A 22,809-nucleotide genomic window follows, 5' to 3' on the forward strand; every position below is an offset into this window, starting at 1 on the left:
ACCCGACGCTCGACCGGAGGGACCGCTCCCAGATGCCCGGACACCCGCATCCGACGCAACCGGCCGCCGCCGTCGCGGGACGGCCGCCGGTCGGACCGGGGGCCTCCCGTGCGTGAGCTGCTGCCACCGGAGGTCGCGGTGGCCGTCGCCGGGCCCGACGACTGGACCGGGCAGCTGCTGGCGGCCGAGCAGGCCTGCCTCAGCGAGCGGGCCGTCGAGGGCCGGCGGCGGGACTTCACCGCCGGTCGGGTGTGCGCCCGACGGGCCATGACGACACTCGGGCTGCCGCCGGCCGCCGTGGTGGCGGCCGCCGACCGGTCACCGGTCTGGCCGTCGGGCGTGGTCGGGACGATCACCCACACCCGCGGGTACTGCGCGGCCGCCGCGGCCCACGTCACCGCCGTCCGCTCCGTCGGGATGGACGCCGAGCAGCACCGCGAGCTCAACGAGGGCGTACGCCGGATGATCTGCCTGCCCGAGGAGGAGGAGCGGTTGGTCGCGCTGCCCGGCGGGATCTCCTGGCCGGCGGTCCTGTTCAGTGCGAAGGAGACCGTCTACAAGGTCTGGCACCCGGTGGTCGGCACCTGGCTCGACTTCACCGACGCGCACGTGGAGCTGGACCCGGACGCCGGCACGTTCACCGCCCGGATCGCGCCGGCCCGGCTCGCCGCCGCGCCGGTCGAGGACCCGCCGGGCAGGGTGCACGGCCGCTTCGTCGTGGCGGACGGGCTGGTCCGCACCGCCGCCGTCCTCCCACTGCGCTGACCTCTCGCGGCCTGTTCCCGGTCCTCGTGGGTGGCTCCGGCCTCGCGGCCGGCCACGTCGTCGCGGGTTGGGCTGGCGGACGCGACGGGTCTCCGGGGTGTCGGGTTCCGCTCGTCGCCGAGCGCACCACCGGAGACCACGCCGCGCCTCAGCCGGAGATCGTCCGCTCCGGCCGCCGCGCTAGAAGTTGCCCGCCGAGTCGCACTTCACGCCCTGGTTGAGGCAGTTGCGGACGCGGGCCGCCAGCGCGTCGTCCTCCCAGGCGTTGAAGAAGTCGGCGTGCATCGAGAACGACGTACCCGAGGCGAGGGTGATGCCGTTGGTGTTCGTGTTCAACGGGTAGCCGATCACGAACGACACCGACGGGACCGGCACCGGGTGGCTCTTCGGGCAGGCGCCGGTGTGGTCGCCCATCGCCATGTGCGACTTGTGGTCCGGACTGTCCAGGTGCTTGCCGTCCCAGCAGTCGAAGAAGGTGACCTGGCGGACCAGGTTGGCCGTCTTCGCGCAGATCGGGAAGAGGCCGTCGGCCGTCCGGCCGGTCTCGCCGCCGATGCCCGCGCACCAGAAGTGGTTGCCCTGCTTGTCGGGCGTGTCGGTCTGCTTCTTCGCGTCACCCGTGATCATCCGCAGGCCGGGTGGGAAGGGCTGGGTCTTGCTCGGGTCCTTCAGCCGGGAGCCGTAGTAGACGGTCACCTCCTTCGGGTCGACCGGCTTGCCGTTCTGGAGGAGGGTCGGGATCCAGTAGGCGGAGTGATCGTCGCCGACGTTGCAGCTGGTGCGGGTGGAGGCCATCAGCGACTCGTAGGTCGAGCCGGCGTCGGTGGACCGGTTGCCGAAGAACGTGTGGTTGTGCGACGCGCCGACGAGCCCGGGAGCGACGATCGGATCGTCGTTGTTGTGGTGGCTGACCTTGCAGCCGACGTTGAACTCGGGCACCTTGACCGGGTTGCCGGTGACCGGCTTCGGCTTGCGGGCGAAGAACGCCTTCGTCCGGGCCGCCTGAGCCGCCTGGTCGATGACGATCCAGCCACCCTTGTTGACCGGGGGCCGGGCGGCGGCCGGCGGCTTGGGCGAGCCGGCGCTCGCACTGGGCGTCGGCGAGCCGGCCGGTGCGCCGGCCGACGGGCTGGCCGAGGTCTGGACCGGGTCGGCCGCGTCGCCCGAGCCGAGCCCGGTGGAGGCCGACGGACCGGCGGCGCCGGGGGTCGTCACCTGGTCCTTGCAGCCGGCGGTCAGGGCCACGCTGAGCAGCAGGACCGCCGCCACCGGTCGGAGTTTCCGTGAATCGAGTCGCCTGATCATCGAGGGGAGCACCTTTCTTCCGGTTCGGAAGAATACGGTTCCGGCACCCTTGAAATCGAGGCATAATCGCTTAGGTCTTACTTAAGTCTGGTCGCTCGATCCGGCACCTGACCTGCGACGGTGGGCCGCCGAATGATTTTTCTCAAATTCGCGGAGAAACTGTAATCCGGGCTTCGCTCGCAGAGTCGCCTCATTTGTGAGCCGACCAGCCGGCATCCCGTCTCCACACCCCGGCCCCCGCCCCACCGGCAGCCGTCGCGAGACTGGGCACAGCGCCGTCCAGCCCTCGCGACCCCGGACCGACACCGCAGATCTTGGGGACTCATCAACCCCGGAGGGACACTAATCGCCCAGGAACTACCGATGTCGTCCACCAGATGATTCGATTTCCACCGAACCTTTTCGCCATTCCATCGCCTACGCGCCGGTAACAATGCGGTGGGCGACAGCGGTCGTACGAAAAGCCGCGTTCCGCCCCGGATGACCGCTCGGGAAACCCGTCCGACCTGCTGTGACATAGCCAACTGTCGCCAATTTGGCGGGCCGCAACAATGGGTCTCGTAATCAACGCCAGGTACCGTCTCGCCGTGTCCGGCACCTCTCCACAGCTCATTGCCAATCGTTACCGTCTGGTACGCCCGCTCGGTCAGGGCGGAATGGGCCGCGTCTGGCAGGCCCGCGACGAAATGCTCGAACGGGACGTGGCCATCAAGGAGCTGGTGGCACCGGCCGGGCTCCGCGACGAGGAGCGCCGGGACCTCCGCGAACGCTCACTGCGGGAGGCCCGGGCCGTCGCCCGCCTCGACCACGTGAACGTCGTACGCGTCTTCGACGTCCTGCACTCCGACGACGACCCGTGGATCGTCATGGAGTTGGTGGCGTCCCGCTCCCTGCACCAGGCGCTCGAGGCCGAGGGGCCGATGCCACCGGCCCGCGTCGCCCGGATCGGGCTCGGCGTGCTCGCCGCGCTGCGCGCCGCCCACGGGGCCGGCATCCTGCACCGCGACGTCAAGCCGGCCAACGTGCTGCTCGCCGACGACGGCCGCGTGGTGCTGACCGACTTCGGGCTCGCCACCCTCCCCGGCGACCCCCGCGTGACACAGACCGGGATGGTGCTCGGCTCGCCCGCGTTCCTCGCCCCCGAACGGGCCACCGACGGCGCCGTGGGCCCCGCCGCCGACCTCTGGTCGCTCGGCGCCACCCTCTACGCGGCGGTCGAGGGCCGGACGCCGTACCACCGCTCCACCCCGATCGCGACGCTGGCCGCGCTCGCCACCGAGGCCCCGCCACCGCCCCAGCGCGCCGGCGTGCTGACCGAACTGCTCGACGGGCTGCTCCGGCGGGACCCGCAGCAGCGGATCGACGCCGGGGAGGCGGACCGCCTGCTGCGCACGGCCGCCGCCGACCCGGCCGGAACGATCCCGCCGAACCCGGCGGGCCTGGCCGGCACGGTCCCGCCGGGCCTGGCCGGCGCCGAGGTCGGATCGCCCACGCTGGACGCTCCGGTCACTCGGGTCGGGTCCGGCGAGACGCCCCGCCCGCTGATCGTGCCGGAGTTCCGCTCCAGCACGCCGAACGCGCCCGCGGACGCGGGCGGCGCCGACCGGGGTGTGGTGGGCAGCGTGGGCACGGTCGGCGGCGGGGGCGCCGCTGCCGGCACCGTCGACGTCCTGCCCGCCCGGGCACCGGACCGGCGGCGTCGGAGCTGGCTCGTCGGATCCCTCGCCGCGGCGCTCCTGCTCGCCGGGGCGGTGGGCGCCTCGCTCCGGTACGGCGGGCTGCCCGGCACGGCCACCGACAACCCGGCGGCCCAACTGCCCAGCCCGACCGCGCTCGCCGACACGCCGGTGTCCCGCGTCCTGCCGCCACCGCCCGCCGGCTGGCACTACCACCGGGACGACCCCCGGTTCCTCGTACCCGTGCCGGACGGCTGGGTGGCCGAACGCGACGGTGAGCGGACCGAGTTCCGCGAGCCGGACGGCGGCCGGGTGCTCGTCGTCGGCGAAGTGCGAACCGTGCCCGCCAACCCGACCACCGAACTGCGGGCGCGGGAGAAGGCGGAGCGCAAGCGGTACGACGGCTACCGACAGGTCCGCCTCGGCGCGGTTCCCTATCAGGTACGGGCCGCCGAGTGGGAGTGGACGTACGACGGCCCGGACGGCACGCCGAGGCACGCCGTGAACCGGTTGTTCGTCGGCAACAACGGGCACGCGTACACCCTCGGGTGGACCACTCCGGCGGCCGAGTGGTCGACGAGCCGCAGTCTCTTCACGCTCATCACGGACGGCTTCCAGGGCCTGCCGCTGGCCGGCGCGCCGTCCCGATCCGCCGACGCCCCGCCGAGCAGCGGGCCGGGCCAGCCGACGCCCGGCCGTACGGGGGCCGAGCAGCCGTCACCGGGTACGGGCGACGGCGCGCCGTCGAGCCCCCGGCAGTCGACGGCGTCGTCGTCCCCCAACGCACCCACCGGCAAGCCGATCGTGGGCTTCGCCAGTGACCGCTGCATCGACGTCCCGGGCGGCAAGGCCACCAGCGGCGTGCAGCTCCAGATCTGGGACTGCCGTCGGACGGCCGGGCAGCTGTGGACGTTCCCCTCCGACGGCACCGTCCGCGCCCTGGGCAAGTGCCTCGACGTCGCCGGACACTCGACGTCGGACGGGGCGGCCGTGCTGCTGGCCGACTGCACTGGCGCCGCGTCGCAGAAGTTCACCCTGAACAAGGCGTACGACCTGGTCAACGTGCGCGCCGACCGCTGCGTCGACGTTTTCGATCACCACACGGAGAACGGCTCCCCGCTGCAGATCTGGCAGTGCACCGGCGAGGCCCACCAAAAATGGAAGCTCGGCTGACCCACCCCACCCGCTCCCACCCCCCGCCCCGCCCCGCCCCGCCCCGCCCCGCCCCGGTGATCAAGAGGTTTGCGTCATCCGCGAACCGATTCCTGACGCAAACCTCTTGATCACCGCCGGGACGGCAGCGCGCCGGGACGGCAGCGCGTCGGGACGGCAGCGCGTCGGGGCAGCACCGCGCGTGGGGCGGTCGGACGTTGAAAGGCCGTCTCCCACCTTGGGAAACGGCCTTTTCGACTGGGTGGAGCTGAGGGGATTTGAACCCCTGACCCCCTCGATGCGAACGAGGTGCGCTACCGGTCTGCGCCACAGCCCCTCCGCCGGCGAACCGGCTTCGGTCCCACCCGGCTGTCACCGGGCGGGCCGGCGACAAGGCTAACAGGTCGGGCACCCCGGAAGCGAATCGCCCCCGCCCGCCACGCCGTCCCCGCCAGCGGGAGCGGGGAAGGGACGGGACTCAGGCGGGGTGGCTGGTGCGGCCGGACTGGTAGGGGCGGCCACGGAGCCCGCCCGAGCGCCGGTACGAGACCGAACCGCCGTTCGCCGCCGCCGGCAGGTCGGCCGGCCGGTCCAGGCCCATGGCGGCCCGTCGTACGACTTCCCGCTGGGCCGCCAGCCGGCGCTGCGCCTCCCGGCGGGCCGCCGCCCGACGGGCCTGCTCCCGCCGCACCTCGGCCTGTCGGGCGGCCAGCCAGGCCGCCTCACGGGCCCGCGCGCGCCGCCGCCGCTGGTCGGCGATGGCCCGCTGACGGAGGTGCCCGACGTACGCGATCAGCAGCGTGCCGGTCACCGAGACGCTGATCCAGAATCCGGGGCCGACCACGATCACGCCGACCAACTCGACCACGTTGAGCAGCAGCAGGGCGGCGAGCACCCGCCGACGCCGGTAGACGGCGGGGGTGTGCCGACGGGGTGGTGGCCGGCGGCGCGCCCGCTTCGGGGCGGGCGGGACCGCGCGCAGCCGACCGGGACGGCCGGACCGGCCCGCCGACACGGGCGCGGCGGGCGGCGCGGAGATCGGGGCGGCGAGACCGCCCGTAGTCGGATTCTCACTCAGAGTGACAACGAGAGATCGGGGTGGACGCACCGGCCGCCGCCCCGGCACAGTCCGGCGGCGGCGCTGGCGCTGGAGCACCCGCGCCGTCGACTGCGCCCGCTCCGCCACCAGCCGCTCGGTGGCGTCGTACCGGCGGACGAGCGCCGGAGCGAGGGCGAGCAGGCCGGCGGCGGCGAGGACGGCGAGGAGCACCGAGGTCGGCACCCTCACCCCTCCCGTCACCGAATTCGGGGCAACCGCCACTCGGCCGCAGGATCTTTCACCGATCGGCGTCAGTCCCGTGGATCGTGCGGGCGAACAGCGCTTGCCACAGCTTGCAGTTACTTGAGGTTACGGGCGACCGTCCGGTATGCCCGCGCGCCGCGCCGATCCCGTCCGTGGGACGGTTCACCTCGCGGCGGCGCGCACCCGGTGCCAGCGGGCGAGCAGACCGCCCTCGGCGGCGACCTCCTCGCTGGTCATCGCATATCCGATGTGGTCCCGCCACGCACCGTCGATATGCATGTAGCGCACGTGGTACGACTCCTCGCGAAACCCGAGCTTCTCCACCACCCGCCGGGACGGCCGGTTCTCCGGCCGGATGTTGACCTCCACCCGGTGCAGGCCACCCGCGCCGAAGGCGTGGTCGACGGCGAGCGCCAGCGCGGTCGGGATCACCCCACGGCCGGCCACCCGGTGGTCCACCCAGTAGCCCACGTAGCCGGAGCAGAACGCCCGCCGCACGATGCTGCCGACGTTGAGGTGCCCGACCAGCCGCTCCTGACCGCCCTCACGCAGGCAGACCGCGAACGGCATCCCCTCGCCGGTACGCGCCGAGCGACGCTGGTCGCGCTGCACCCAGCGGAACGCGGCCGGGGAGTTCAGCTCGTCCCAGTCACCGGGCAGCGCCGCCTCCCACGGAGCCAGCCAACTCTGGTTGGCGCGGCGCACCTCCGACCAGGCGGCCGCGTCCGACCGCCGGTACGGTCGCAGCACCACCGGCCCGTCCACCAGGACGACCGGCCAGCCGGGTGGTCGTCCGGTTCCGAAGAGGCTCACGGGCGGGACCCTACGCCCGCGACCCCCGGTCCCGCGACCACCGGCCGCCCACGTACCGCCCCATCCGCCTCGTGCCGGTCCGGCCCGGGACCGCTCACCGGCGACGGTCCAGCAGCAGGACGTCCACGGTGGAGCCGGCCGCGGCCGTGGTGACCCGTTCGCCGAGCACGAGCAGGCCGTTCGCCTCGGCGAGGCCGGCGAGCGTGAACGGGCCGCCGCTCAACGGCTGGACGGTGTAGCCGCCGCCGCGCCGCTCGGCCACGTGCGCGGGGCGGAACTCGCGCAGCCCACCCGGCGACGACACGGTCTCCAGCAGGTGCGCCCGGACGCTCGGCCGGAACACCGGCTCGGCGCCCGCCAGCAGTTGGATCGCCGGGCGGGCCAGCACCTCGAAGCCGATCAGCGCCGCGCCGGGGTCGCCGGGCAGGCAGACCACCGGCACCTCCTCCGCCCCGACCGTCCCGAAGCCGAGTGCCGTCCCCGGGTAGAGCGCCACGTCGGTGAACGTGACCGGCCCCGCCCGGCCGCCCTCCCGGCGGGAGAGGATCCGGCGGACCATGTCTCCCGGGCCGGTGCCGGTGCCACCGGTGGTGATGATCAGATCGGCGCGCAGCGTCTGGTCCTCCAGCAGCCCCCGCAGCCCCTCCGGGTCGTCGTCGCAGATCCCGACCCGGTAGGCCAACGCGCCCGCCTCGGCCGCCGCCGCGGTCAACGCGTGCGAGTTCGCGTCCACCACCTGGCCCGGTTGGCTGCCGCGGCCCACGTCGACCAACTCGTCACCGGTCGCCACGATCACCACGCGCGGGCTGGGTCGCACCACCACGTGCCCGATGCCGGTGGCGGCGAAGACCGCCACCAGCGCCGGGGAGACGTACGTGCCGGCCCGGGCGAGCAGCGTCCCGGCGGGTAGCTCCTCCCCGGCCCGGCGGACGCCGTACCCCCGTTTGGGGGTGCGGTAGATCTCCACCGCGGCCATGCCCTGGTCGGTCCACTCCACCGGCACCACGACGTCGGCGGCCACCGGCAACGGGGCACCGGCGGCCACCGAGAAGCACGAGCCGGGGGTGAGCCGGACCGGTCGCCAGCTCGCCGCGCCGAGGTCACCGACCACATTGAGGCGTACGGCCCGACCGCCGGCGGCCCGACCGGCGCCGGAGATGTCCTCCCACCGGGCCGCGTAACCGTCCACGGCGGCCTGGTCGAAGGCCGGGAAGGCGTGCGGCGCGACGACGTCCTCGGCGAGGACGTTGCCGTGGGCCTGGGTGAGGTCGAGGTCGAGCGGCGGCAGCGCGCGCAACCTGCGCAGCACGCTGCCCAGGTAGTCGGCGAGCGGCGTCAACTCGTTCGCGGCCGCCTCGGCGTCGGCCGTCGCGGTCATGTACCAGATCCACCCGACGCGTCGGAGTTGACGAACTCGACCAGCCACTTGCGGAACTCGGCGCCAAGGTCCTCCCGCTCGACGGCGATCTGCACCACCGTCTGGAGGTAACCCAGCGGCATGCCGGTGTCGTAGCGGGTGCCCCGGTAGACGATCGCGTGGACCGGCGTTCCCTCCGTACGCAGCAGCTCCATCGCGTCGGTCAGCTGGATCTCGCCGCCGCTGCCCGGCTCGGTGCGGCGGATCGCGTCGAAGATCCGGCCGGGAAGCACGTAACGGCCGAGCACGGCCAGGTTGCTCGGCGCGTCCTCCGGCTTGGGCTTCTCCACCATGCCGGTGACCTTGACGACCTCGCCGATGTCGGTCAGCTCGGCCTCGGCCGGCTCGACCGACGCGATGCCGTAGCGCTTGGTCTCCGCCGGGTCGACCTCGAAGAACGCCAGCACCACGCCGCCGGTGCGGGCCTGCAGCTCCAACATGGCCGGCAGCAGCGGCTCGTCGAGCTTGACGAACTCGTCACCGAGCAGCACCGCGAAGGGCTGGTCGCCGACGTGGGACTCGGCGTAGCCGACGGCGTGGCCGAGGCCGAGCTGCTCGGGCTGCCGGCAGGTGTAGATCTCGGCGAGCTCGCTGGGCCGGCGCACGGCCGCGAGTGTCTTCTCGTCGCCCTTCTCCTCCAACCGGGCTTCCAGGTCGGGGCGGCGGTCGAAGTGGTCCACCATCGAGGTCTTGCCCCGTCCGGTGATCAGAAGCACGTCGTTGATGCCCGCCTGGGTGGCCTCCTCGACGATGTACTGCAGGACCGGCCGGTCGACGACCGGCAGCAGTTCCTTGGGCACCGCCTTCGTCGCGGGGAGGAACCTGGTGGCCAGGCCCGCCGCCGGGATGACGGCCTTGACCGCGCGGGAGCGGCCGGTCGCGGCGGCCGCCGGTGAGGAGTTCGCTGAGTGCTCCGACATGTCGCGAGACTATCGGCCACGGCTCTGCCGCGGCGGGTGTGGCCCGGAAGACGCGCCGCCCGCCGGGGACGACCGCGGGGAACCGGGGCCGGCCCGGGCGACGTCCGGGCCGGTGAGCGCCGGGCCGAGCGGCTCACCGGCGGGTTCCGCCTCGGCGTGTGCCGCCTCGACGGGAGACGCGGCGTCCGCCGCGCACGCGGACGCGAGGCGGGTGGGCGCGGCGGCGCGACCCGCCCGGGGCAGGCCGTCCGGTGGGCTTACCGCCCCCGCCGGCACCGGCAGTTCGATCGCCGCGAGCTGCCGACTGGGGCTCACCCGGTAGGTGTCCCGACCGGCGGCCTTCGCGGCGTAGAGCGCGTCGTCGGCCGCCTCCAGCACCTGCTGGCCGGTGCTGGCGTGGTCGGGGTAGACGGCGATGCCGATGGAGACGGTCACCCGGACCGGCACCGTGGCACCGCTGTGCGTCTCGACCGGGACCGAGGTGTCCCGGATGGCGGCGCCGAGTCGCTCCGCGACGATCGCCGCGCCCCGCGCGTCCGTCTCCGGCAGCAGCAGCACGAACTCCTCGCCGCCCTGGCGGAAGGCGAGGTCGACCTCGCGGATCTCGCCGCGTACCCGGCGGGCGAACTCGGCGAGCACCGTGTCGCCGGCCGCGTGCCCGTAGGTGTCGTTGACGTCCTTGAACCGGTCCAGGTCCAGGGCCAGGACGCTGAGCATCCGGCGGAAGCGGCTCGCCCGCTCCACCTCGCGCCGGATCGACTCGCGCAGGTAGCGGTAGTTCCACAGTCCGGTCAGCGGGTCGGTGAGCGAGAGTCGCTGCGCTTCCTCGTGCACCCGTACGTTGTCGACCGCCACCGCCGCGTGGCCGGCGAAGGTGCGCAGCGTGACCAGGTCGTCCTCGTCGAACTCGTCGGCGCCCAGCCGGTCGTAGAGGGCCAGCACGCCGAGGGTGGTGACGGCCCCACCGCCCTCCGCCGCGAGGGCGAACCCGACCCCGCTGGGCAGCTCGGCGGTCGGCGCGTCGTCCGTGGCTGGGCCGCCGGCCGCCGGGCTGGAGAGGCCGGGCCCGGTGGGGGCGGCGAACGGCACGGCGACGTACGTGCGGCAGCCCGGCTCACCCGGCGGCACGTCGGCCGGTTCCATCCGCCCGCACCGCGGCTCGCCCGTCGCCGCGACCGCGCCGAGCACGCCGCTGCCGACGGGAACCCGGAGCGTCGCCGGCGCCTCGCCGTCCGGCCAGCGTCCGTCGAGGCCTTCGGCGCACTGGGCCACGAGCATGTCGCCGGAGTCGACCAGCAGCACCGCACCGGCCCGGGCCCCGGTCGCCGCGATGGCGCTGTGCAGGATCACCCGCAGGATGCGTTGCAGGTCGTGGGTGCTGGCCAGGGTGTCGCCGAGCACCGCCAGGTGGCCGCGCAACTGGTCGCGGCTGCTCGTCAATGCCGCCACGTAGGAGCCGGTCTCCCGGGTCATCCGGTTGAACGCGTCGGCCAGCCGACCCACCTCGTCGCGCGTCCGGACCGGGACGCGGGCGCTCAGGTCGCCGTGCGCGACGCGGTCCACGGCGGTGGCCAACTCGACCAGCGGACGGGTGGTGACCCGGGCCAGTCGCCAGGCCGCCAGCACGGCGAGCAGCGCCGCGAGCAGCACCGCGACGACCAGGGCGGTGTCCAGACCGGGAGGCTGTTCGCTCGGCACCGAGAGGACCAGCGGCAGCGGCTGCCCGGACGACGGCCCGATCCGGCGTACGAACCGTCCGTCCTCCGTCTTGCGCACCCGCTCCCCGTCGAGCGCACCGGCGGCGGCCAGCACCGCGTCGCGTACCTCCAGCGACTCGGTCGTGTGGGTGACCCTTGCGGGCCCGGTGCCGTCGTCGAGCAGGGTGACCGCGACCCCGGTCACCGCGGCCAGCCGGGCCACGAACGCCGGGTCGATCGGCTGCGCCGTGGTGACGGTGCCGAGTGTCGTGCCCGCGCGGTCCCGCAGGTCCACCCTGGCGGTCAGAGCGCCGACCGGGCCACCGGCCGGCGCGGCGTCGGCGCACTCCCGCCACGGGGGCGGCGGCCCGCCGGGCGTGGCGTAGGTGGTCTGATCGGCCGTGTCGCGCACCACCACGGCGGCCGCGAGCCCTCGACTGACCACCTGTCCCGCCGCGCCTGCCGCGTCGGGGCCGGCGAGCGCGACCGCGTCGGCGGCGGCGCGGAGCTGCTGACAGAGGGCGTCGACAGAGGTACGCACGGTCGCGGCCGCCACGGCCAGCCGCTCGGTCGAGCGGCCGCGGTCCACCGCGTTCATGGTGGAGGCGACGAAGAGGGCGCCGAGCAGGACCGGGCCGAGCACCACCGCGAGGAAGGCCGCCGTCAACCGCCCGCGTAGCGTCACTCGGTTCCCCCCGGAAGTTCCGCCTCCGATGCTGCGATGCTGACACAGAGCAACCATGGGAGCGGCGTTGCGTCAGGAGTGTTGCGTGCCGGAATTTTCTGATGAAGCGGAAGTGACTCATGTGGCTAAACGCGACATGCGTGTCGCGCTGCTCGCTCACCGCCGGCGACTGACCGCCGCGGACCGGGCGGAAGCCGCTGCCCGCGTCCAGGCCGAGCTGGTCGCGCTCGTACGCCGGCTGCGGCCGATCCGGATGACGGCGTACGTGCCGGTCGGCTCCGAACCGGGCGGCCCGGAGCTGCCCGACGTGCTGCACGCGGCGCTCCCCCCGGGCGGCGAACTGCTGCTGCCCGTGCTCCGCCCCGACCTGGATCTCGACTGGGCCGGGTACGCCGGGCCGGACACGCTCACCGCCGCCGGCCGGGGCATGCGCGAGCCGACGGGGCCCCGACTCGGGCCGAGCGTGATCACCGACGTCGACCTGCTCGTGGTGCCGGCCCTCGCGGTCGACCGGCGCGGGCTGCGGCTGGGCCGGGGCGGCGGCTCGTACGACCGGGCGCTCGCCCGCGTCCGGGAATCAGCGCTGACCGTGGTGCCGTTGCACGACGGTGAGCTGGTGCCAGCCGTACCGGCCGAGCCGCACGACCGCCCGGTCAGCGCGGTGGTCACCCCGGCCGACGGCCTGCGTACGCTTGACGCCGCCGGACAGGGTGTCGCGCCCCACACGTCCGCTGGACGAACCCGGGGCGCATGACGCACCATTGGCACTCGAAGACGTCGAGTGCCAACCGGCCGATTCTGATCCGGAGGAGAACGTGCCCACGTACCAGTACGCCTGCACCGCGTGCGGCCAGCAGCTCGAGGCGGTGCAGTCGTTCTCCGACGCGCCGCTGACCGAGTGCCCGGCGTGCCAGGGGCGGCTGCGCAAGGTCTTCAACTCGGTCGGCATCGTGTTCAAGGGCTCCGGGTTCTACCGCACCGACTCGCGCTCGTCCGGCTCGGACAGCTCGTCGAGCACCACCACCAGCAAGCCGGCGAAGACCGAGTCGTCCTCCGGCTCGACGACGTCCGCCACGACGTCCTCGTCGAACGGGTCCGCGAGCTCGTCCGGCGGCTCGTCCGGCGGCGGCGCGGGCAAGGCCGCTGCTGCCAGCAGCAGTAGCTCCTCGTCCTGACGCCGAGGATTCCGGCTGTCCCAACGGGCCGTCATGTGGAAGTTGTCCACAGGGCGGCCCGTTGTCCACAAACTGACCGGAGGTCACTCCCAGTGCGGCGGGCGCTCGGCGAGCAGCCAGTCGTCGTTGCCGCCGCCGGACCACTCACCCCACCCACGATCGGTGTCGTCGGCGGTCTGCGAGGGCAGTACGTCGTCGCTCAGATCGACGGTGCGGTCCTCGTCGCCGCGGGTTCCCGGGTCGTCGGTGCTCACGAGCCGCAAGGTTAGCGCAGAAGGCTCCCGCCACCCCGGCACCGGCCCGCCGCCGGCCGTCAACCACGGCCAGCCGCCACCCGCCCCGGATCACCGGCGGCGGGAGGGGCCTCTTTCCGTGACGTAGTGGTCACCTGGGTGTCCAGGCGTGCCGATCGGGCGGGGTGTTTCCGGGAAGAGGGGTCGCGTCCGCCGGTTGCGGAGTGCCGGCGTTGGTAGCGTCGGACGGCGTGACGACCCCCAGCGGCGGCAGTTCTCCGGACGACTACTGGCGGCGGCCTCCGAGCGACGCCGAAGGGCAGCCCGCGCAGGCCGACGAGGCCACCACCCGGCCCCCGGGCGGGCTCTCCCCGAGCGGTCCGTCCGGGAGCGGGACGTCCGGCGGTTACGCCGGTCCCCCGCCGAGCGTGCCGCCGCCGGCCGGTTGGCGCCCTCCCCTGCACGTGCAACCGGCGCCGCCCCGGCAACTGCCGACCCAGGACATGGCGGCCCTGGACGCGGCGGAGCAGCGGGCCCAGCGGGTCACGTACGGGTTCGGCGCGGTGGCCGGGGTGGTGCTGGTGGCCCTGGTCTGCCTGCTCTGCTCCCGACTGATCTTCTGACGTCGGGGCGCCTGCGACGACTAGAGCGTCGTCCCCCACACGGTCTCGGCACCCGAGTGCCCGGTCAGGACGACGTACACCAGCGAGGCGATCGCCAGCGCGACCACCGCGACCGACAGGACCGGGGTGACCAGCGCGGGCAGCCTCGGCACCCGCGGGTGGCCGCTCGTCACCGCCAGCAGCAGGAGAGCCACGATGCCGAGCGGGAGCACGAGCCGGAACAGGATGTCGCCGTACCGGGAGTGCTCGAAGATCTGATCGAGGATCGGCCCCTGGAAGCCGCGCGCCACCAGAGCGTCGGTGAGCGCCTCGCCGGACTGGACGGCGACGAACGCGGTCACCGGCGCGAGCACGGCCAGGATGCCGACCGCCCAATCCAACCGCCGCCGCCAGCGCGGCAGGGCGACGAACGCCACGGCGAGCAGCGCGAGCAACGGCACGAACACCACGACCGCGTGCACCACCAGGACGTGGATCGGCAGGCCCTGGATCTGCTCGAACATCGGTACCTCCGGTAAGGGTCACGATCGCGGCTTGCCAGCCTACGGTGCGCCGGCCGGCGCACCCAGGCTCTCGTCCGGCTACACGCACGCTGTCCGGATCCGGTTCAGCCCCGGCCCGCGCCCGGAGCCACCGGCCCCGACCCAGGCCGACGCCTCCGCTCCGGCCCTCGACCGGTTGTCGACGCCCGTCTCCCGTGCTGTCATTGGCCCATGTCCGCTGGGGAGGAGCTGCTCCGGTCGCGTGGCCTGCGGGTCACCCGGCCGCGCCTCGCCGTGCTGGAGGTGCTCGCCGCCGGCGGCCACCTGGAGGTCGACGAGATCACCCGCCGCGTACGGGAACGGCTCGACTCGGTGTCCACCCAGGCGGTGTACGACGTCCTGGGCGCCCTGTCCCGGGCCGGTCTGTCCCGCAGGATCGAGCCGGCCGGCAGCCCCGCCCGGTACGAGGCCCGGGTCGGCGACAACCACCACCACGTGGTGTGCCGGGGCTGCGGGGAGATCGCCGACGTCGACTGCGCGGTGGGCGAGGCGCCCTGCCTCGATCCGCGGACGACGCACGGCTTCGCGGTCGACGAGGCGGAGGTCACCTTCTGGGGGCTCTGCCCCGCCTGCCAGGCCCGCCGCGCCACAGACGCCTGATCCGGCGAGCAACCCCCCGTGCGCGGCGAACGGGTGGCCCGCACCGCTCGGCGGCGTGGCACTCTGGATCCGTGGACTCCGATGACCTCGGCCTCTTCGGTCCGGGTTCGGTCACGTGGAAGGTGCACGACGAGCCGATCCTGATCGTCGCCGGCCTGCGCTCGCTCTACCTGCAGGCGCTGCACCCCCGCGCGATGGCCGGGGTGGCGCAGAACAGCGACTACCGCACCGACGCCTGGGGCCGCCTGGTCCGCACCGCGACCTACGTCGGCACGACCGTCTACGGCACCTCCGCCGAGGCGGAGGCGGTCGGGGAGCGGCTGCGCCGGTTGCACGCCCGGCTCCGGGCCACCGACCCGGTGACCGGCGAGCGGTTCCGCATCGACGACCCCGACCTGCTCCGCTGGGTGCACGTCGCGGAGGTCGAGTCGTTCCTGGACACGGCCCGGCGGGCCGGGCTGCCGCTCTCCGCGGCGGAGGTGGACGGCTACTACACCGAGCAGCGACGGGCGGCCGCCCTGGTCGGCCTCGACCCGGCCACCGTGCCCGGCACGGCGGCGGAGGTGGCGGACTACTACCGGGCCGTACGCCCGCAACTGCGGATGACCCGCGAGGCCGCCGAGACGGCGCTCTTCCTCACCGCGCCGCCGCTGCCGTGGAAGCTGAGCCTGCCGGCGCGGCTCGGGTTGACGCTCGGGCCGCCGCGGTGGGCATACTTCGGCGTCGCCGGCACCGCCCTCGCGCTGCTGCCCGCCTGGGCCCGCCGGATGTACGGAGGCCTCGGGCTGCCCAGCACCGACCTGTCGGCCGACCTGACCGTGCGAGCGCTGCGCCTGGCACTCACGGCGCTGCCCCGCCGCTGGCGCGAGGGGCCGTTGCAGCAGGCCGCCAAGGAGCGGGCCGCCCGCCGGGCGGGGGCACCGTCGGAATCGGCCGAGCCGGCCTCCGCCACGATCGCGGCTCGGACCCCGGCCACCGCCAGCTGACCGACACCGGCCGCCGACCCCGCCGGCCGCCGCCCGGGCGCCAGACGCGGGTCGCCGGTCGGTGGTCGCCGGTCGGTGGTCGGTAGTCGGTGGTCGGTGGTCGCCGGACCCTGGACGCCGGTCGGTGGTCGTCAGGCGCCGGTCGCCGGACGGTGGTCGCCCAGCGCCCCGGGTCAGACCTCGCCGGACTCCGACTCGACGGTGCGCTCGACCGCCGCCCACGGCTCCTTGCCGGGCAGTTGGGAGCCCGTCGGGCAGGTGCGCCGGTAGTCGCACCAGCCGCACCGAGGGCTCGGCTCGGTCGGGAACGCCTCGTCGGGGTCGGCGCCGTCGGCGACCGCCCGCTCGGCGGCCATGATGTCGCGGGCGGTCTCCTCGGCCCTGCCGAGCTGCCGGGCCAGGGACTCGACGGTGTGGTCGTGCCCGGCCACCGTGCCGGTGGGCAGGTGGTGCAGCTCGACCCGGCGGCACGGCAGGCGGAACACCCGCTCCGCCGCGTACGCGTAGAGCGCCAGCGCCTGTGAGCCCCGCGCGTCGTCGGCGTCGAGCCCGCTGCGGCCGGTCTTGTAGTCGACGATCACCAGCTCGGGGCCGGCCGGCCCGGAGCGGGCGTCGATCCGGTCGGCGCGACCGTTGAAGGCCAGCACGCCGGTCTTGACCGCCACCACCCGCTCCACGCCGAGCGGGTCGACGTCGGGCTCCAGGGTTTCGACGTAGGCCTCCAGCCAGCCGAGCGCCCGCCGGTAGGCCGCGCGCTCCTGCTCGTCGTCGCGGTAGCCCTCGCGCACCCACGTGCCGCGGAGCAGCCCGGCCAGCGCCTCGGGCCGGCGCCGGTCGAGCGGCAGCGCATACCAGTTGCGCAGGGCCGTGTGCACGCTCGCGCCGAGGGAGTTGTGCGCCCACGGCGGCCCCTTGGGCGGGGCGGGGCGGTCGACGTAGGCGTAGCGGTAGCGGCGGGGGCAGTCGACGTAGGTGCCCAGTTTGCTCGGGGTGCAGACGAAGAGCCGCTCCGGCATGCCCTCGAAGCCGAGCTGCTCGGGCGGCGCCTGCCGGGGACGGGGGGCGCGCCCGGAGGATGGCCGGTCGGCGGGAGTCGGTCGTCGCACCCCTGGGATCCTGCCATCCACGTACGACAGCCGGTGCGGGGCGCTCAGGCCATGTTCACGTACTGCGTGACGAACGCGGCCACCGCGTCGGCGATGAGCTGCACGGCGATGGCGGCGAGCAGCAGGCCGGCGATGCGGGTGAGCACCTCGATGCCACCGGGCCGCAGAATCTTGACGATGCCGCCGGAGAAGCGCAGCGCGACCCAGACGGCGATCATCACGGCGATGATTCCGGCGGCGATCGCGGCGTAGTCGGTGGCGCCCTCGGCCTGCTGGACGAAGAGCATGGTGGCGACGATCGCCCCGGGGCCGGCGAGCAGGGGCGTGCCCAGCGGCACCAGCGCGACGTTGGACGTGGACGTGCCGCTCGGCTCGTCGCCCTTGCCGGTCAGCAGCTCCAGCGCGACCAGCACCAGCAGCAACCCGCCGGCGGCCTGGAGCGCCGGCAGGTCGACGTGCAGGTATTCGAGGAGGGTCTGCCCGGCCACCGCGAAGATCACGATTACCCCGAGCGCCAGGGCCACCGCCTGCCAGGCCGCCCGGTGCCGGTCCCGCGCCGGCAGCGGGCCGGTCAACGCGACGAAGATCGGCAGCATGCCCGGCGGGTCGGTGATGACCAGCAGGGTCACGAAGACCTCGCCGAAGAGCTTCAGATCCACCTGATCAACTTATCGGCGCCGCTCTGGCGCGATCAGGGGATCAGCCGGAAGCGACCTCGGTCACCCCGCCGGCCTCGGCGACGATCCGCTCGTACGCCTCCACCCCGGTGGTGAACGCCCCCAGCTGGACCGTCTTGTGCGTGCCGTGGAAGTCGGAAGAACCGGTGACCAGCAGCCCCAGCTCGGCGGCGAGGGCGCGGACGTGCGCCCGCTCCGCCGGCGAGTGGTCCTCGTGGTCGGCCTCCAGGCCGGCGAGCCCGGCCGCGGCCAGGTCGGCGATCAGCTCGTCGGGCACCACCCGGCCCCGTCGGGTGGCGCGGGGGTGGGCGAACACCGGAACGCCGCCGGCGGCGCGCACCAGCCGGACGGCGTGGAAGACCTCGATGTCCTCCTTGGGCAACCGGTAGCGCTCCCCCAGCCAGTCCGGCCCGAAGGCCTCGTTGGTGCTGGCGACCAGGCCGGCCCGGATCAGCGCCTGCGCGATGTGCGGACGCCCCACGGTCCCGCCGCGCGCGCCGGCCAGGATCTCCGGCCAACTGACGTCGACGCCGTCGGCACGCAGCAGGTCGACGATCCGCTCTCCCCGCTGCTCCCGGGCGACCCGCACCCGGGCCAGCTCCGCGACCAGGTCGGGGTGCTCGGGGTCGAAGAGGTACGCCAGCAGGTGCAGCGGGACGGCCGACTCGGCGCCGAACCAGCGGCAGGAGATCTCCGCGCCCCGCACCAGGCGCAACCCCGGGGGCAGCGCGGCGAGCGCCGGCGCCCAGCCGGCGGTCGTGTCGTGGTCGGTGATCGCCACCACGCCGAGGCCCGCCTCGGCGGCCGCGCGGACCAGCTCGGGCGGGCTGAGGGTGCCGTCGCTGGCGGTGGAGTGGGTGTGCAGGTCGATGCGGACCGGCGGGCGGGTGGGCAAGCTCACCGCCCGACGCTATCGGGGTCAGGAGCGGCTGACGATCACCGGAGGGTTGGTCGGCCCCGCCGCGGGCACCGGGTGCGCCTCGGCACGTCCGCCGCCCACCACGTTCTCGACCCGCAGCCGGATCAGCTGGCCCGCGGCGTCCACGTACGCCGCGTCCTCCTCGGACGTCCAGATCACCGCGCCGGTGACCGGCGGACCGGCGGGGTGGGCTGTCTCGACCGCCTCGCTGCCCAGCCGTTCGAGGTCGACCAGCAGGGCGCTGGCCGTGCGCCCCTGCTCGCCGTTCACCAGCAGCCACCGCCCGTCCGTCGAGACCGCGCCGAGCCCGTCCCCGCTCAGGTTCGGCCCGCACCCGGTGCTCACCGGGTCCAAGCCCTGGCTCGGGTCGAGCAGGGCCAGACAGGGACGGCTGGAGTTGTCGGCGGCGAGCTGCGCGACCACGCGGCCGTCGGGAAGCACACCGTAGAGGTGCAGGCTCTTCCGGTCGGCCCGCTCCGTGCGCAGCTCCGCCCCGGGGGACCACAGGACATGTCCGGGCCGGTCCGCGGTCAGCCGCACCAGCACGGCGTCGCCGACGAACCCGACCAGTCGGGCCGTGGCCGGTGCCGGCGTCCCCACCGGCGCGATGAGCTGGGCGCTGACGACACCGGCCGCGAACAGCTCGTCTCCGTCGCGCCAGGCCACGGCCCGGCCGTCGCCGGACACCACGATGGCTTCCGCGCCGGCCAGCAGCACCTGGACGACGCCCTTCGGGCTGACGGCCCAGAGCGTACGGCCGGCGGTGGTCGGGGCGCCGACCACCAGCCAACCGGCGTTGTCGGGCAGCCGCTGGGCCCGCTCGGCCGGCCCGACCCCGACGAGGGGCACCCGCTGACCGTTGGCGCTGGTGAGGACGTCGCCGACGATCATGTCGACTCCGGCCGGCGGCCCGAGGGGCCCCGCCGGCTCGGACGGGAGGGCGTCCGGCCGCCCGCTGGCGTTCGGGTCGCCGAGCACCACCGTCGGCCGGGTGGGCCGGTTCTGGTCGACGGTGAGCTGGGCGATCCCGGTGCTGACCGCGACCGTGGCGACGGCGGCCATCGCCAGCCCGGTGACGGTGCGTCGGCGCTGGACCCGGCGGGCCCGCCGGATGGCGACACCGGCCGGGTCGACGGCCGGCGGCCGGGGCACCGCGACCTGCCGGGAGAACGACTCCCGCACCGCCCGTTCCAGCTCGTCCTGCGTCACGTGGAATGGACGCGTCGGGGCGTCGGTCAGGTTGTCACTCCGACGCGGGTTGCCGCTCACCGCTGCTTCCCGGTGGCGCTGACTTCCCGGGCTCCGGCGTCGGTCGCCGCCCCGAAGGCGGCCGCGGGCACGGGTGCGTCCTCCTCGGTCACGCTCAGGAGCGCGTTCGCGGGGACGGCGAGGTCCCCGACCCCCGCGCCGCCCGTGCCCGTGCCCGTGCGCGGGGCGGGCGTGCGGCGGGCGGGCGTGGCGGCCGGCGTCGGCGCGGCATCGGGCGTGGCGTCGGGGTCGGTCGGCGTCACGGTCGGTTCGAAGGGCGTCGTGCCGGCGGGCCCGGACGGTGGCTGCGAGGGTACGGCCGGCCGGATCCTCCGGGACGGCCGCTGCGGCGCGGGCGCCGGCTCCGGTGCGGCCGGCAGGTCGAGTGCGGCCTCGGCGCCCATCCGGCGCCGGAGGGTGGCGAGGGCACGGGACGTCTGGCTCTTCACCGTGCCCGTCGAGATGTCGAGCAGGGCGGCGGTCTGCGCCTCGGACATGTCCTCGTAGAAGCGGAACACCAGGATCGCGCGCTGCCGGGCGGGCAGCGCCCGCAGGTGCCGCCAGAGCAGGTCCCGGTCGAGCTGCCGCTCGATCTCGTCAGCCGCGGGCCGCTCCGGGAGCACCTCGGTGGGCCGCTCGCCGTGCCAGCGCCGCCGCCACCAGCTGGTCGACGTGTTGACCATCACACGTCGGGCGTACGGCTCGATCGCCTCGATCCCGCCGAGCCGCTTCCAGGCCAGGTAGGTCTTCGTCAGCGCGGTCTGGAGCAGGTCCTCGGCGGTCGCCCAGTCGCCCGCCAGCAGATAGGCGGTGCGCAGCAGCGCACTGGAGCGAGCCGCGACGAACTCGCGGAACTCCTCCTCCAGTGGATCCCTGCCCACCACCGCTCACCCCCCCCATGACGTGGCCGTCCTGGCAGGTTGCCATGGCCGGGACGCACCTGACCACGGTAAAAGGTGCTCAGTTCATCCTATGTTCGGACCGATTCGGTCATGCGCCGTCATCGGCCTTGGCCTCGTCCTGCTCCTTGCCCAAGCGGGCCTCGACGGCCTGCGGCTCGTACATCTCTTCGACGACGCGCAGGTAGAGCTCGTTCGGGTTGGGGAGATTCTTGATCTCCCGGAGCGCCTGCTCCTGGCCGGCGGACTCCAGCACGAACGTGCCGTAGTTGAGCGCCCGGCCGCTGGGGGTCTGCTCGTACTTCATGTCGGTGACCCGGACCAGCGGCATCATGGCGACCCGCCGGGTGATGATCCCGTTGACCACCATCACCCGCTTGTTGGTCAGGATGAAGCGGTCGTACCACCAGTCGGCTACCTTCCAGGCCACCCAGCCCATCACCGCGAACCAGAGCAGCACCGCGACGGTCGTGAGCGCCCCGACGTCCTGCCCGGCGAGGAAGCCGGAGAGGTAGCCGAGGACGAAGGTCGCCGCGATGCCGATGAGGATCGGCGTGGCGAGGTGGATCCAGTGCCGCTTCCACTCGCCCCGGAAGCGCTCGGTCGGGAAGAGGTAGCGGGCGACCAGCGAGCTGGGCTCGTCCTCCAGCGGCAACACCCGCCGGGGGGCGTTGCCCGCCGCGTCGGCCCGCAGGCCGGCCAGCTCGTCCTCGGAGATGATCGGCGACTGGTAGCCGGCCTCCGGGTCGTTGATCCAGGCCCGCCCGGACCGGCCCTCACCGGCATAGGCCGGGCCGTCGCCGTAGCCGACGTCGTCCGAAAGGGAGGGACCGTCGGAGAGGCCGGGACCGGAGCCGTAGCCAGGCCCCTCGTCCGGGGGAACTCGGGGAATGGGCTCGGTGTCGCGCTCCCGGCGCTCCCGGTCGGGGTCGTCGGGGTCGAACGGTGGGCCGGAGGGGCTACCCATCGACGGTTAGGCGACGAGGCTGGTGAAGAAGTCGCCGAATCCCTGGGCGATGTCCATGATCCCGCCGCCCAGCGACTTGAACACATCCGCCGCGGAGTTTGGCCGATAGGCGACGAAGAAGATCAAGAATGCGATACCGGCCCAGGTGAGGACCTTCTTGACCATGGCGGGCCATCCTCTCGCGCGGCGCCGGGTCCCATTACCGCAGCGGCACCCAGAGTATCAGTGTGGTGTCGTACAGTGAATATCTGCGTCCGTTCTCCGTCATTCCGGGAGGCTTGTCAAGCCCTCCCGTGCAGATACGGGGACGGTGCGCCGTACACGAGCTCGGGTGGCGTCCACTCGGTCAGGTCGTGCAACTCCACGTCCTCCGCGAGCAGATGCCCCGCGCTCGCCGGCCAGGCTATCGCATGTAGCCACATTCCCCGAGCCTCGCCGGCGTACGCGCTTCGATCCGTCGGCGAGTGCACCAGCCACAGTGGAGTAGGGTGTCCGGCCGCCCTGATGCGGGCCTGGCCGACGTGCTCGGGGTGGCCCGGGCCGGGATCGGTCAGGGCGTCCGCGAGTTCCGGCCCGGGATCCGGCCCGACCAGGCCGGCGAGCCGGGTGCCCAGGCCGACGCCCGGCTCCTCGGCCACGAAGACCAGGTCGGCCGGGCCGCCGCCGAGCGGCGCCGGGCCCGCGCAGGCGACCGCGGTGGCGCGTACGCCGGTGCGGTCGTCGCCCGCGTAGGCCACGCCCGTCATCGTCCACCCCGGCGGGAGCGGCCACGGACACCACAGCGGCGCGGGCCGTCGCCGGGGCGGATCCGCCGTGCCCAGGATCCGTTCCACCACGCTGGCCACGATCTCGGCTCCGATGTGCTCCGGCACGTGCAGCGGCGACACCGGCCCACAGCGCACGCACCGCGTCTCGCTGTGCATGAGGTCCGGTGGCCGGACCGGGCCGCCGCATCTGGGGCAACTCACCGCGACACTCACATCCCCACCGTCACCCCGCGAGCCGGGACCGTCAAGCGGAGCGGCGGTTTCCGACCCGCCCGGGCCGCACGGCTACGGTGCGCGCCCGGCCCGGCGGCGCAGGTCCCGGCCGGCGGCGCTC

The 22,809-nt window shown here is 74.2% G+C and carries 23 protein-coding genes and 1 tRNA gene; 7 read left to right on the forward strand and 17 right to left on the reverse strand.

Translation table 11 applies throughout. The annotated features are described in order from the left end of the window. The first annotated feature begins 108 nt into the window (after nt 1-108). Nucleotides 109-765 carry a 4'-phosphopantetheinyl transferase family protein gene (locus GA0070620_RS18255; protein ID WP_091592534.1) on the forward strand — a complete coding sequence of 219 codons (657 nt, stop codon included), beginning with the start codon at nt 109-111 and terminating at the stop codon, nt 763-765. Between the two features lie 180 nt (nt 766-945). Here the strand turns inward: GA0070620_RS18255 and GA0070620_RS18260 are convergent, their stop codons facing one another. Then, the gene (locus GA0070620_RS18260; RefSeq protein WP_172836452.1) at nt 946-2,034 is read right to left on the reverse strand and encodes a DUF1996 domain-containing protein; all 1,089 of its coding nucleotides are present in this window, start codon (nt 2,032-2,034) and stop codon (nt 946-948) included. Nucleotides 2,035-2,657: 623 nt separating this feature from the next. On the opposite strand from GA0070620_RS18260, the gene GA0070620_RS18265 reads away from it, so the two are divergent. Next, a complete protein-coding gene (locus GA0070620_RS18265; protein WP_157741655.1) occupies nt 2,658-4,919 on the forward strand; it encodes a serine/threonine protein kinase in 2,262 nt (753 codons plus the stop codon). A 242-nt stretch (nt 4,920-5,161) separates the two neighbouring features. Here the strand turns inward: GA0070620_RS18265 and GA0070620_RS18270 are convergent. The 6 genes from GA0070620_RS18270 to GA0070620_RS18295 form a co-directional block, all read right to left on the reverse strand. Further along, nucleotides 5,162-5,235 (reverse strand) — tRNA-Ala (locus GA0070620_RS18270). A 141-nt stretch (nt 5,236-5,376) separates the two neighbouring features. Beyond that, entirely contained in the window at nt 5,377-6,186 is an 810-nt protein-coding gene (gene sepX / locus GA0070620_RS18275; RefSeq protein ID WP_172836453.1) for a divisome protein SepX/GlpR, read from the reverse strand. Between the two features lie 177 nt (nt 6,187-6,363). Further along, nucleotides 6,364-7,014 (reverse strand): GNAT family N-acetyltransferase, encoded by a 651-nt coding sequence (locus tag GA0070620_RS18280; RefSeq protein WP_091592540.1) that lies wholly within the window; start codon nt 7,012-7,014, stop codon nt 6,364-6,366. Nucleotides 7,015-7,108: 94 nt separating this feature from the next. Beyond that, nucleotides 7,109-8,392 (reverse strand): molybdopterin molybdotransferase MoeA, encoded by a 1,284-nt coding sequence (locus GA0070620_RS18285; RefSeq protein WP_091592542.1) that lies wholly within the window; start codon nt 8,390-8,392, stop codon nt 7,109-7,111. Next, the gene (locus tag GA0070620_RS18290) at nt 8,389-9,351 is read right to left on the reverse strand and encodes a UTP--glucose-1-phosphate uridylyltransferase (RefSeq protein WP_091592544.1); all 963 of its coding nucleotides are present in this window, start codon (nt 9,349-9,351) and stop codon (nt 8,389-8,391) included. Before GA0070620_RS18290 ends, GA0070620_RS18285 begins: the two co-directional genes overlap by 4 nt. 9 nt (nt 9,352-9,360) lie before the next feature. Next, nucleotides 9,361-11,733: a GGDEF domain-containing protein gene (locus tag GA0070620_RS18295; RefSeq protein ID WP_172836454.1), complete on the reverse strand. Its 2,373-nt coding sequence runs from the start codon at nt 11,731-11,733 to the stop codon at nt 9,361-9,363. Between the two features lie 85 nt (nt 11,734-11,818). Between GA0070620_RS18295 and GA0070620_RS18300 the strand changes: the two genes are divergently transcribed. Both GA0070620_RS18300 and GA0070620_RS18305 read left to right on the forward strand, forming a co-directional pair. Continuing rightward, nucleotides 11,819-12,487, forward strand: a complete 669-nt coding sequence (locus GA0070620_RS18300; protein WP_091592549.1) for a 5-formyltetrahydrofolate cyclo-ligase — start codon at nt 11,819-11,821, stop codon at nt 12,485-12,487. Between the two features lie 7 nt (nt 12,488-12,494). Next, a complete protein-coding gene (locus GA0070620_RS18305) occupies nt 12,495-12,908 on the forward strand; it encodes an FmdB family zinc ribbon protein (RefSeq protein ID WP_231921836.1) in 414 nt (137 codons plus the stop codon). A gap of 83 nt (nt 12,909-12,991) precedes the next feature. Here GA0070620_RS18305 and GA0070620_RS32975 read toward each other — a convergent pair whose 3' ends face one another. Continuing rightward, complete coding sequence (locus GA0070620_RS32975; RefSeq protein WP_172836455.1) at nt 12,992-13,162, reverse strand: hypothetical protein; 171 nt, start codon at nt 13,160-13,162, stop codon at nt 12,992-12,994. A gap of 230 nt (nt 13,163-13,392) precedes the next feature. Between GA0070620_RS32975 and GA0070620_RS18310 the strand changes: the two genes are divergently transcribed. After that, nucleotides 13,393-13,764, forward strand: a complete 372-nt coding sequence (locus GA0070620_RS18310; RefSeq protein ID WP_091592552.1) for a hypothetical protein — start codon at nt 13,393-13,395, stop codon at nt 13,762-13,764. A 20-nt stretch (nt 13,765-13,784) separates the two neighbouring features. Here GA0070620_RS18310 and GA0070620_RS18315 read toward each other — a convergent pair whose 3' ends face one another. Further along, the gene (locus tag GA0070620_RS18315; protein ID WP_091592554.1) at nt 13,785-14,267 is read right to left on the reverse strand and encodes a DUF2231 domain-containing protein; all 483 of its coding nucleotides are present in this window, start codon (nt 14,265-14,267) and stop codon (nt 13,785-13,787) included. 210 nt (nt 14,268-14,477) lie between these two features. Here GA0070620_RS18315 and GA0070620_RS18320 point away from each other — a divergent pair, with 210 nt between their 5' ends. Both GA0070620_RS18320 and GA0070620_RS18325 read left to right on the forward strand, forming a co-directional pair. Continuing rightward, a complete protein-coding gene (locus GA0070620_RS18320) occupies nt 14,478-14,906 on the forward strand; it encodes a Fur family transcriptional regulator (protein ID WP_091592556.1) in 429 nt (142 codons plus the stop codon). 71 nt (nt 14,907-14,977) lie between these two features. Beyond that, complete coding sequence (locus tag GA0070620_RS18325) at nt 14,978-15,892, forward strand: oxygenase MpaB family protein (RefSeq protein ID WP_091592558.1); 915 nt, start codon at nt 14,978-14,980, stop codon at nt 15,890-15,892. A 173-nt stretch (nt 15,893-16,065) separates the two neighbouring features. Here GA0070620_RS18325 and GA0070620_RS18335 read toward each other — a convergent pair whose 3' ends face one another. From GA0070620_RS18335 to GA0070620_RS18365, 8 genes are all read right to left on the reverse strand, one after another. Then, nucleotides 16,066-16,908 (reverse strand): RecB family exonuclease, encoded by an 843-nt coding sequence (locus GA0070620_RS18335; RefSeq protein ID WP_407940027.1) that lies wholly within the window; start codon nt 16,906-16,908, stop codon nt 16,066-16,068. 134 nt (nt 16,909-17,042) lie between these two features. After that, nucleotides 17,043-17,657 (reverse strand): MarC family protein, encoded by a 615-nt coding sequence (locus GA0070620_RS18340; RefSeq protein WP_091592563.1) that lies wholly within the window; start codon nt 17,655-17,657, stop codon nt 17,043-17,045. Nucleotides 17,658-17,697: 40 nt separating this feature from the next. Then, on the reverse strand, nt 17,698-18,570 hold the full coding sequence (locus GA0070620_RS18345; protein ID WP_091598953.1) for a PHP domain-containing protein: 873 nt from the start codon (nt 18,568-18,570) through the stop codon (nt 17,698-17,700). A 24-nt stretch (nt 18,571-18,594) separates the two neighbouring features. Then, nucleotides 18,595-19,863, reverse strand: a complete 1,269-nt coding sequence (locus GA0070620_RS18350) for a hypothetical protein (RefSeq protein ID WP_157741656.1) — start codon at nt 19,861-19,863, stop codon at nt 18,595-18,597. Beyond that, nucleotides 19,860-20,723, reverse strand: a complete 864-nt coding sequence (locus tag GA0070620_RS33650) for a SigE family RNA polymerase sigma factor (protein ID WP_231921837.1) — start codon at nt 20,721-20,723, stop codon at nt 19,860-19,862. The genes GA0070620_RS18350 and GA0070620_RS33650 overlap by 4 nt, the downstream gene beginning before the upstream one ends. 109 nt (nt 20,724-20,832) lie before the next feature. After that, a complete protein-coding gene (locus GA0070620_RS18360; RefSeq protein ID WP_091592567.1) occupies nt 20,833-21,708 on the reverse strand; it encodes a PH domain-containing protein in 876 nt (291 codons plus the stop codon). A 6-nt stretch (nt 21,709-21,714) separates the two neighbouring features. Then, a complete protein-coding gene (locus tag GA0070620_RS32980) occupies nt 21,715-21,873 on the reverse strand; it encodes a hypothetical protein (RefSeq protein ID WP_007455302.1) in 159 nt (52 codons plus the stop codon). A gap of 116 nt (nt 21,874-21,989) precedes the next feature. Next, on the reverse strand, nt 21,990-22,688 hold the full coding sequence (locus tag GA0070620_RS18365) for a DUF6758 family protein (RefSeq protein ID WP_331713192.1): 699 nt from the start codon (nt 22,686-22,688) through the stop codon (nt 21,990-21,992). Nucleotides 22,689-22,809 lie beyond the last annotated feature (121 nt).

Origin of the sequence: Micromonospora krabiensis, from assembly GCF_900091425.1 — a bacterium.
In the GTDB taxonomy this organism is placed as follows: domain Bacteria; phylum Actinomycetota; class Actinomycetes; order Mycobacteriales; family Micromonosporaceae; genus Micromonospora; species Micromonospora krabiensis.

Excerpts from the sequence above, each read along its gene's own strand:
- GA0070620_RS18285 (WP_091592542.1), bottom strand. The coding sequence starts at position 8,392 with ATGACCGCGACGGCCGACGCCGAGGCGGCCGCGAACGAGTTGACGCCG.
- GA0070620_RS18290 (WP_091592544.1), bottom strand. The coding sequence starts at position 9,351 with ATGTCGGAGCACTCAGCGAACTCCTCACCGGCGGCCGCCGCGACCGGC.
- GA0070620_RS18315 (WP_091592554.1), bottom strand. The coding sequence starts at position 14,267 with ATGTTCGAGCAGATCCAGGGCCTGCCGATCCACGTCCTGGTGGTGCAC.
- GA0070620_RS18320 (WP_091592556.1), top strand. The coding sequence starts at position 14,478 with ATGTCCGCTGGGGAGGAGCTGCTCCGGTCGCGTGGCCTGCGGGTCACC.
- GA0070620_RS18335 (WP_407940027.1), bottom strand. The coding sequence starts at position 16,908 with ATGCCGGAGCGGCTCTTCGTCTGCACCCCGAGCAAACTGGGCACCTAC.
- GA0070620_RS18360 (WP_091592567.1), bottom strand. The coding sequence starts at position 21,708 with ATGGGTAGCCCCTCCGGCCCACCGTTCGACCCCGACGACCCCGACCGG.
- GA0070620_RS32980 (WP_007455302.1), bottom strand. The coding sequence starts at position 21,873 with ATGGTCAAGAAGGTCCTCACCTGGGCCGGTATCGCATTCTTGATCTTC.